Here is a 9180-nt window from a genome sequence, read left to right as displayed (position 1 = left end):
GCAACGGCGGTGTCCGTAGGCTGACGTTTTGGCGAATATCAGCTTACTCGGATTTACCGCCGTTTCTCTATCCTGACCTCGCTCAGCGCCCTGCTCATTTCACGCCAGTCTGCGAAGAACCTTTTTTTTACCCTTTATGAACCATTCGTTCCATAAAGGGCGCAAGCCAAAAACCATCAACGAGGAGACGACACCATGTCAGCGGACTATCAACTGAAACTCGCCCCGCAAACCCTGGAAACGGCCGATGCCAAGGCCAAACCCCTGCTCGAGCAGGCCAACGCCAAGCTCGGTTTCGTGCCCAACATGTACCAAGGCATGGCCAAGGCTCCGGGCGTGCTGGACACCTACCTTCACGGCTACGACCTCTTTCGCCAGGACTCCGGCTTCACGTCCCCCGAGCAGGAAGTGGTGTTCTTGACCATCAGCTATCTCAACGGCTGCGGCTACTGCATGTCCGCCCACAGCATGCTGGCCGACAAGATGTCCCAGGTGCCGGCCGACGTGCTCGAGGCCATCCGCGAAGGCAAGGCCATTCCGGATCCGCGCCTGGCCGCCCTCAGCGAATTCACCCGGGTGATGTTCGAGACTCGCGGCAAGCCCGGCCAGGCCGACGTGGAAGCCTTCCTGGCGGCCGGCTTCGAGGAACGGCAAGTGCTACAGATCGTGCTGGCCCTGGCGGTCAAGACGCTCTCCAACTACTCCAACCATCTCAACCATCCCGAGCTGGACGACGCCTTCGCCGGCCACGCCTGGCAGGGCTGAGAGTCGCCAGAAACACCGGCATCGGGCATACCAATGCCGGTTCTTTATTCTTTTGTGGAATGATGGCGGCTGAAAGGGTTCTTGCCGGTGCATTGCCCTGTCGAGAGGGGCAGGCCTAGCATCGTGTTACCCCTGACGAAGGAGGTTCCCCTCATGAAACACCACCTGCTACTGGCGGCCGGCGGCCTGGTCTTTGCCGGCCCGGCCCTGGCCATGCACCCCAGCCCGCTGGTCGAAGCCGACTGGCTCGAGGAGCAGCTCGGCAACGACGACCTGGTGGTGCTGGACGTGCGCTCCAGCATCGACGACGGCGGCGACCGCGACGCCTTCGAGACAGCGCGCATTCCCGGCAGCCGCTACAGCAGCTATACCGACGACGGGTGGCGCGAAGAGCGCGACGGCGTCGCTGGCCTGATGCCCGCCCTCGACGATCTCGAAACGCTGATCGGCGGGCTGGGCATCGACAACGACGACACCGTGGTCGTGGTATCCGCCGGCACCGGCCCCACCGACTTCGGCAGTGCCGCCCGGGTCTACTGGACCTTCAAGGCGCTGGGCCACGACGAGGTGACGGTACTCAACGGCGGCTTCGCCGGCTGGGAGGCACAGGGCCACGAGATCGCCAGCGGGGCGGCGGAGCCCCCAATGGCCGCCGATTTCGAGGGCGAGTTGCGCGACTCGCTGCTGGCCACCACCGAGGAGGTAGAAACCGCCCGCGAGGCCGGCGAACAGCTGGTCGACGCCCGGCCGCCGGCCTTCTTCGCCGGCGAGACCCAATCGCCTGCGGCACGCGTTCCCGGCACCATTCCGGGCTCGGTGAACCTGCCCCATGATGGCAGCCTCGAGGAGCGCGATGGCGCCTACTACCTGCAGCCGGACTCGCTGAAGGCCCGCATCGACGAACTCGGGCTCGACCGGGAAGCCCCCACCGTGGCCTTCTGCAACACCGGTCACTGGGCCGCCAGCGGCTGGTTCCAGCTCAGCGAGGTGGGCGGCCTCGACAACGCCACCATGTACGACGGCTCCATGGCCGCCTGGACCCGCGCCGACGATCGCCCCATCCAACTGGCCGAGCGGGGTACCCTCACCGTCGGCGACCTGGTCGAGTGAACGCCACCGACGACCGACTCGACCTGGATGCCCCGCGGCCTCTACCGGGCGCGGGGCGTTTCATGGAGCGAGGCGTTCGGCCAGAGTCTCGAGATTGCCCACGGTCAGGTCGGGTTCGATGCCCCAGGGATCGAAAGGCGCTTCGGGGCTGCGGCGCACCCAGGCCGCGTGCAGGCCGGCATGGCGTGCTCCGATGACGTCGAAGGCGTTGCTGGAAATCAGCCAGGTGTCGCCGGGCTCGACCTCGAGACGCTGGCGCAGGTGGGCGTAGACCGCCGGGTCGGGCTTGAAGCGCTTGACCTCGTCGACGCTGACCACCGCCTCGAAGTGACCGAGAATCCCGGCCTGGTCGAGCAACCCTTCCACCGCCTCGGCCGTGCCGTTGGAAAAGGCCACGCAGCGCACCCCGGCGCGATCCAGGCGAGCCAGCGCCCCGGCCGCTTCGGGAAAGGCCGGCAGCCGCGCATAGACGTTCATCAGGTGGTCCTGGTCGACGTCGGAGAGCTGGGTCTGCAGCGCGCGGTCGGTGAAGTCCAGCGCTGCACGGGTGCACTGCGAGAAGGGCACGTAGGCGCCCATCAGGCCACGTCGGAAGCTGTACTCGAGCTGCTTGTCGCGCCAGCGTCGCGAGAAGTCGGCAGCGAGTCCTGCATTGCCGGCCAGCCGCGTTTCCAGCTCGGCGACCACGCCCTGGGTGTCGATCAGGGTGCCGTAGACATCGAAGGCCAGTACTTTGGCGGACATCGTCATCCTCCCTCTGTTCATGACCGGATGGTGAACAGCTTGCGTCCGTGGCCATACGCTGGCAAGTCGACGCGAACCCCGACGTCAACCCGCAGAAAGCCGCTCGAGGGCGAAGGCGGCAATCGCCGTATCCTGTACGCCGGTGCCGGTCAGGTCACACACCGTGATGGTGGCGTCCGTCAGGCGCAGGCGCTGCCCCTCGGCGATTACCCGGCCCAACTCGTGGACCTTGAAGGGCGTCTCCTTGCCGGCGAAGGCCTTCAGCTCGCCGTTGGTTTCGCTCTGGGCGCGAGTGTCGGCCACGAAGGCATCGGCGCGGACCAGCACCTCGTCGTCGAGCTCGCGCTTGTCGGGACTGTCGGAGCCCATGGCGGTGACGTGCACGCCCTCGGGCAGATCCTGGGCGAACAGCAGGGGCTCGCGGGCCGGCGTGGTGGTGACGATGATATCGGCCTCGGTGCAGGCCTGGTGCACACTGTCGTGGACGTTCACCGCAAGCCCCGCCGCGCGCATCCGCTCGGCGTAGGCCTCGGCGGCTTCGCGGCGCCGCGCCCAGACGTCGAGAGTGTCGATGTCGCGCACCAGGCGCAGCGCCTTGACCTGCTGCTCGGCCTGCTCGCCGGCACCGATTACCGCCACCCGACGGCTGTTCTCCCGCGACAGGTGCTTGGCGGCGATGGCCCCGGCCAACGCCGTGCGCACCATGGTGAGATACCCCTCGTCGAAGAGCACCGCCTCGACGAGCCCCGTCTCGGCCGCGAACACCATCATCAGGCCATTGAGGCTCGGCAGACCGCGCTTGGGGTTGTCGAAGGCACCGGTGCTGACCTTGATGGCGAAGCGTGAGGCATCACGAATGTGCGCCGTCTTGACGTCCACCTCGCTGCCGAACTCTTCCATGGCCATGGAGAGGATCGGCGGCTGCACCGCTTCGCCGCGGCCCAGCGCGGCGAAGCCCGCCTCCACCGCCGTCAGGGCGTCATGGTCGAGAGTCACGATTTCGGCAATGGCATCGCGCTGGTAGAGCTGCATGGTCGCCTCCAATCGGAAGGTGGGCCGTGTTCGACAGCCCATTATCGGCAACCGAGCAACGTCCCTTCAACGCCCGCGTTTCTCGGGTCGGCCAGGGTTCCGGAAGGGCTGCAACAGCATCCGGTCGAGTCGCAGTTCCCGGACATTGCGGAAATCCTCGATGCCGATCGTCATGCCGAGATGGCCGGCGGCGGGCTGGTCGCGGTAGGTGCCGAACAGGCGATCCCACCAGGGCAGGTTGAAACCGAAGTTGCTGTCGGTTTCGTGTCGGATGATGGAGTGATGAACGCGGTGCATCTCCGGCGTCACCACGACGAAGCGCAGCCAGCGGTCGACCCTGGCGGGCAGGCGCACATTGCCGTGGTTGAACATCGAGGTAGCGTTGAGCACGACCTCGAAGATCAGCACCGCGAGCGCCGGCGCGCCGAGCAGGGCAACCACGGCGACCTTGATGCCCATCGAGAGCAGAATTTCCAAGGGGTGGAAGCGCAGGCCCGTGGTCACGTCGAACTCGAGGTCCGCATGGTGCATGCGATGCAGGCGCCACAACCAAGGGATGGCATGGAAGAGGCGGTGCTGGAAATAGATCGCCATGTCCAGCACGACCACGGAGACGAGGATGGCCAGCCACCCTGGAGCGGCGATCAGATGGAAAACGCCCCAGCCCTTGTCGGCCGATACCAGGGCCGCTCCGACGGCGGCCAGGGGAAAGACCAGGCGAACGGTGAGCGTGTCCACGACCACGATCAGCAGATTGCTGGGCCAGCGCTGCCAGCGACGAACCTGCTGAGATCGCCGTGCGGCAAGAACTTCCCAAACGGCCATCAGCAGCAAGACACTGCCGAAGGCGGCGATCCGGATCCACGGTTCCTGCGCCATCAGTGTGTCATTCATGATGCCCCTCTCGCCCTACATCACGGGCAGGCCTGCGGCTTTCCACTCGGGGTAGCCCTCCTCGAAACGCCTGACTCGATACCCCAGCTGTCGAAGGCGCTGAACGGCTTCGTGCGAGAGGGCACAGTAAGGGCCTCGGCAGTAGGCAACGATCTCCTTGTCGCGGGGCAGGTCATCGAGCATTGCCTCCGGCAAGTGGCCCGCCCGATATTCGTCCGCGGGGCGCACGTCGAGTAGGGCCACCTCGCCGCGCTCCAGGGCGGCCAGAAAACACTGGAGGGATTCTACAACGCCGAACGCAGGGTCATGCGGGTCACCACCAAGGGCCAAGAGCTTGCTAACGCCCCGTCAGACACCGTGCCCGGTCGAAGGTTTCCAGCGCCACGCCGTTGCCGGAGAGGATCAGTGCCAGCGCCTCGCCGCGCACGTCGACGCCATGCTCGGCAAGCGCCGCCAGGCCCACTGCGGCGGCGCCTTCCACCAGGCGTTTCTCGTGCTCGAGAATGTCGACCATGGCGCAGGCAATGGCCGTCTCGGAGACTTGATAGTGGTCGTCCATCACCGCGCGCACCAGTTCGAAGGTGCAGCGGTTGGCGAGGCCGATGCCGCCGCCCAGCGAGTCGGCCAGGCTCTCTGCCTCTTCCACTGACACCGGCTGACCGGCCTGGAGACTCTCCCACATGGCGGCACCCTGCGACAGGCTCACCCCGGTGACCCGGCACGCCGGGCGGATCGCCTTCACGGCCGCGCCGATGCCGCCCAGCAGCCCCCCGCCGGAGAGACCGACGATGACGCGGTCGAGATCGGGCGCGTCCTCCATGAGTTCGAGTCCGATGGTGCCCTGCCCGGCGGCGATCAGCGGGTCGTCGAAGGGCGGGATCAGCGTCATGCCCTGGTCGCGCACCAGCCGTTCGACCTCGGCGAAAGCCTCGTCCTGGCTCTCGCCCACGCGTTTCACCTCGGCACCCAGTGCCTCGATAGCGGCCACCTTGTTGGCCGGTACCAGACTGGAAAGGCAGATCACCGCCGGCACGCCAAGCCGCGCCGCCGCATAGGCCACGGCGCGGCCGTGGTTGCCGGTCGAGGCCGTGGTCACGCCGGCGGCCAGGGCGTCGCGCCCATGGCGCTCGATCAGCGCGGCAATCATGTTGGTGGCGCCGCGCAGCTTGAAGGCGCCGGTGGGCTGACAGGTCTCGAGCTTGAGGCGGATGTCGGCATCGAAGCGCGCGGAGAGCGCTGCCGAGCGCACCAGTGGCGTGCGCACCGCCTGGCCGGCCAGGCGCTGGCGCGCCCGGTAGATGGCTTCCAGCGTCACGCCATGAGTGGGTTCGGTCATGTCACCTGCCCTCATACGACGAACCTCGCCGCGGGCAAGCCGCGGCGAGGTCGAGACGGGATAGCGGCGGCTCAGGCGAGCTGGGCTTCGCCGCTGCGCACCAGCTCGTCGGCCACCTGATCGACGGCGCGCCGGGTGCGGGCGACGATCTCGTCGACCTCGGCCCGGGTGGCTACCAAGGGCGGGGCGAAGCCCAGAATGTCACCCTGGGGCATGGCGCGGGCGATCAGGTTCTGCTCCAGCGCCGCCGCGGCGATGCGCGGACCGACCTTGAGCGCCGGGTCGAAGGCTTGGCGCCGAGCCGGGTCGGCGGCGAACTCCACCGCTGCCAACATGCCAACGCCGCGCACGTCGCCGACGAGTGGATGGTCGCCGAAGGCGGCCTGCATCTGCTGCTGCAAGTAGGCACCGGTTTCGGCGGCGTTGGCGGTGAGCCCCTCACGCTCGATGATGGCCAGGTTGGCCAGCGCCGCGGCGCAACCCAGGGCGTGTCCGGAGTAGGTCCAGCCATGGCCGATGGGGCCGTACTCGCCGGTGCCCTGCTCGAGCACCTGCCACACGCGGTCGCCGACGATCACGCCGGAGAGCGGCTGGTAGGCGCTGGTCAGGCCCTTGGCCACGGTGATCAGGTCGGGTTGGATGCCATAGTAGTGGCTGCCGAAGTCGGCACCGATCCGGCCGAAGCCGCATACCACCTCGTCGGCGATCAACAGCACGTCGTACTTGGCGAGCACCGCCTGAATTGCCTCCCAGTAGCCCTCGGGCGGCGGCACGATACCGCCGGTTCCCAGCACCGGCTCGCCGATGAAGGCGGCGACGGTCTCCGGGCCCTCGGCCAGGATCATCGCCTCGAGCCGTTCGGCACAGTAGGCGGAGAAGTCACGCTCGCTCATGCCCTGCTGCTCGGCGGCACGCTGGTAGTAGAACGGCGCCTCGGTGTGACGGATCGTCTCGATGGGCAGGTCGAAGTGGTCGTGGAACGCCTTCAGGCCGGTCAGCGAGCCGGAGGCGATGCCGGAGCCGTGGTAGCCGCGGCTCCGCGCGATCACCTTCTTCTTCTGCGGACGCCCCAGCACGTTGTTGTAGTAGCGCACGATCTTGAGCTGCGTCTCGTTGGCGTCAGAGCCGCCCAGGCCGTAGTAGACCTTGGACATGCCAGGCCCGGCGAGCTCGAGGATCTTCTCGGAGAGCGCGATCTGCGGCTCGTTGGAGTGCCCCACGTAGGTGTGGTAGTAGGAGAGTTCGAGCGCCTGCTGATAGATCGCCTCGGCCACCTCGGTACGACCGTAGCCAATGTTGACGCAATACAGCCCGGCGAAGCCGTCGATGAATTCACGGCCGTCCTTGTCACGAATGTGGATGCCCTTGCCGCCGGTGATGACCCGGCCCGGCGCATCGCCCTGGGCGAAGTCGCGCAGGTGGGTGGAGGCGTGAAAGGTGACCTTCCGGTCGCGATCGATCAAGTCCTTATGCAAGCTCATGGCGTTCTCTCTTCTCTCAGGGCTCCCCGGCTCCGCCGGGGAGGATGTTCAAATTCAAAAAGCAAAACCACTAAGCACGAGAGCTCTGCGAGCGAAGGCCAGACAAGGCGGATCTTGACGAGAACAGCGGAGTTTACGTTCTGTAAATGAGCATGTTCGAATCAAGATCCAACGCCGTATGGCCGAGCGCAGCAAGCTCAACTACCAGATACCGAGCCCAGGGCCCCCAGGCAGTAGTACTTCGTTTCGAGGTATTCATCGATACCGGTGATGCCGCCCTCGCGGCCCAGGCCCGACTGCTTGACGCCGCCGAAGGGCACCGGGGGGCCGGTCATCTTCACCGAGTTGACGCTGACCATGCCGTACTCCAGCGCCCGCAGCAGTTTCCAGATGCGGCGGATGTCGTGGGTGTAGACGTAGGCGGCCAGGCCGTATTCGGTGTCGTTGGCCATCTCGATCACCTGGTCGTCGTCCGAATAGGCGGTGATGCCGGCCACCGGCGAAAAGTTCTCCTCGTGCCACACCTTCATCTCGGGGGTCACGCCGGTCATCAGCACCGGCATGAAGAAGTTGGGCCCGGGTGCCGCGCTCTGGTCGCCGGCGACCAGGGTAGCCCCGCGGGAGATGGCATCGTCGACGATGCTGGCGGCCTTCTCCACGGCCTGACGATGGATCAGCGGACCGAGATCGATCTCGCTCTCCAGCCCGTTGCCCACGGTGAGTGCCGCCATGCGCTCGGCGAACTGCTCGACGAAGGCGTCGTGGATCGACTCGTGAACCAGAATGCGGTTGGCCGCCAGGCAATCCTGGCCGGCGGTCTGGAACTTGGCCGCCACGGCGGCGTAGGCCGCCTCCTTGGGGTCCATGTCCGGGCCGACGATGAAGGGCGCATTGCCCCCCAGCTCCAGCGACACCCGCTTGACGGTGTTCGCGCACTGCTCGAGCAGCAGCCGGCCGACCCGGGTGGAACCGGTGAACGATAGCGCCTTGACGCGCTCCTCGGCACACAGCAGTTTCGACACTTCGGCGGGCTCGCCCAGCACCACGTTGAACACCCCGGCGGGGATGCCGGCGCGCTCGGCGAGCTCGGCCAGCGCCAGCGCCGAGAACGGGGTCTCGCCGGCGGGCTTGACGATCACCGGGCAGCCGGCGGCCATGGCGGCAGCGGCCTTGCGAGTGATCATCGCCAACGGGAAGTTCCACGGCGTGATCAGCGCGGCGATGCCTACCGGCTCCTTGATGGTACCCAGCGCGGCGTTGGGGATGTGACTGGGGATGGTGTCACCGTAGGTGCGCTTGCCCTCCTCGGCGAACCAGCGCACGAAGCTGGCGCCGTATTCCACCTCGCCACGGGCATCGGGCAGCGGCTTGCCCTGTTCCAGGGTCATGATGGTGGCCAGATCCTCGCGGTGGGCCTGCAGCAAGTCGTACCACGCCAGCAGCCGCTCGCAGCGCTCGTCGGCGCGCAGTGCGCGCCAGTGCACGAAGGCCGCCTCGGCGGCATCCACGGCACCGCGGATCTGTTCGGGCTCGAGCCAGGGAATGTGCCCCAGGGCTTCCCCCGTGGCCGGATCGAACACGGCCTCTTCGCGGCCGCCCTCGCCGTGAGTCCACTTGCCGTCGACGTAGGCGTACTGGCGGAACAGGCGCGGGTCGTCTAGCAGGGTGGACAGCGTCTTGGACAGTTTCATATTCATGCGGCACCTCCCTCGCACGCCGGCCGTAACGTTCGACCGGCGTTGGCAAAATGGCCGAGCGGTTGTCACCGCTCCATGCCCACAGGGTAAGGGATTGCCGGGGTGGGGAGTTTTTGAAAGC

9 protein-coding genes are annotated in these 9180 nt (G+C 66.8%); 2 read left to right on the top strand and 7 right to left on the bottom strand.

Features of this window, described 5'->3' with window-relative positions; translation table 11 throughout:
* The first annotated feature begins 195 nt into the window (after nt 1–195).
* Nucleotides 196–765: a carboxymuconolactone decarboxylase family protein gene (locus tag GFD32_RS00870; protein ID WP_163574373.1), complete on the top strand. Its 570-nt coding sequence runs from the start codon at nt 196–198 to the stop codon at nt 763–765.
* A gap of 153 nt (nt 766–918) precedes the next feature.
* Nucleotides 919–1875 carry a sulfurtransferase gene (locus tag GFD32_RS00865; RefSeq protein WP_163574364.1) on the top strand — a complete coding sequence of 319 codons (957 nt, stop codon included), beginning with the start codon at nt 919–921 and terminating at the stop codon, nt 1873–1875.
* A gap of 60 nt (nt 1876–1935) precedes the next feature.
* On the opposite strand, the gene GFD32_RS00860 is transcribed toward GFD32_RS00865, so the two are convergent.
* The 7 genes from GFD32_RS00860 to GFD32_RS00830 form a co-directional block, all read right to left on the bottom strand.
* Nucleotides 1936–2619 (bottom strand): haloacid dehalogenase type II, encoded by a 684-nt coding sequence (locus tag GFD32_RS00860; RefSeq protein ID WP_163574362.1) that lies wholly within the window; start codon nt 2617–2619, stop codon nt 1936–1938.
* A gap of 84 nt (nt 2620–2703) precedes the next feature.
* Entirely contained in the window at nt 2704–3651 is a 948-nt protein-coding gene (locus tag GFD32_RS00855) for a cyclodeaminase (protein ID WP_163574360.1), read from the bottom strand.
* 66 nt (nt 3652–3717) lie between these two features.
* On the bottom strand, nt 3718–4545 hold the full coding sequence (locus tag GFD32_RS00850) for a sterol desaturase family protein (protein ID WP_163574358.1): 828 nt from the start codon (nt 4543–4545) through the stop codon (nt 3718–3720).
* Nucleotides 4546–4560: 15 nt separating this feature from the next.
* Complete coding sequence (locus tag GFD32_RS00845; RefSeq protein WP_163574355.1) at nt 4561–4875, bottom strand: rhodanese-like domain-containing protein; 315 nt, start codon at nt 4873–4875, stop codon at nt 4561–4563.
* Nucleotides 4876–4882: 7 nt separating this feature from the next.
* Entirely contained in the window at nt 4883–5881 is a 999-nt protein-coding gene (eutB, locus tag GFD32_RS00840) for a hydroxyectoine utilization dehydratase EutB (protein ID WP_163574353.1), read from the bottom strand.
* A gap of 71 nt (nt 5882–5952) precedes the next feature.
* A complete protein-coding gene (locus GFD32_RS00835; protein ID WP_163574351.1) occupies nt 5953–7362 on the bottom strand; it encodes an aminotransferase in 1410 nt (469 codons plus the stop codon).
* Nucleotides 7363–7559: 197 nt separating this feature from the next.
* Entirely contained in the window at nt 7560–9059 is a 1500-nt protein-coding gene (locus GFD32_RS00830) for an NAD-dependent succinate-semialdehyde dehydrogenase (protein WP_205598990.1), read from the bottom strand.
* Nucleotides 9060–9180: the final 121 nt, after the last annotated feature.

Origin of the sequence: Halomonas faecis (genome assembly GCF_010993975.1) — a bacterium.
In the GTDB taxonomy this organism is placed as follows: domain Bacteria; phylum Pseudomonadota; class Gammaproteobacteria; order Pseudomonadales; family Halomonadaceae; genus Halomonas; species Halomonas faecis.
Note: the sequence above shows the minus strand (reverse complement) of the source record. Positions and strands in the feature narration are given on the sequence as shown.

Bases quoted from the DNA above. Each gene is read 5' to 3' on its own strand.
- eutB (WP_163574353.1), bottom strand. From the start codon at position 5,881: ATGACCGAACCCACTCATGGCGTGACGCTGGAAGCCATCTACCGGGCG.
- GFD32_RS00865 (WP_163574364.1), top strand. From the start codon at position 919: ATGAAACACCACCTGCTACTGGCGGCCGGCGGCCTGGTCTTTGCCGGC.
- GFD32_RS00860 (WP_163574362.1), bottom strand. From the start codon at position 2,619: ATGTCCGCCAAAGTACTGGCCTTCGATGTCTACGGCACCCTGATCGAC.
- GFD32_RS00850 (WP_163574358.1), bottom strand. From the start codon at position 4,545: ATGAATGACACACTGATGGCGCAGGAACCGTGGATCCGGATCGCCGCC.
- GFD32_RS00870 (WP_163574373.1), top strand. From the start codon at position 196: ATGTCAGCGGACTATCAACTGAAACTCGCCCCGCAAACCCTGGAAACG.
- GFD32_RS00830 (WP_205598990.1), bottom strand. From the start codon at position 9,059: ATGAATATGAAACTGTCCAAGACGCTGTCCACCCTGCTAGACGACCCG.
- GFD32_RS00835 (WP_163574351.1), bottom strand. From the start codon at position 7,362: ATGAGCTTGCATAAGGACTTGATCGATCGCGACCGGAAGGTCACCTTT.
- GFD32_RS00855 (WP_163574360.1), bottom strand. From the start codon at position 3,651: ATGCAGCTCTACCAGCGCGATGCCATTGCCGAAATCGTGACTCTCGAC.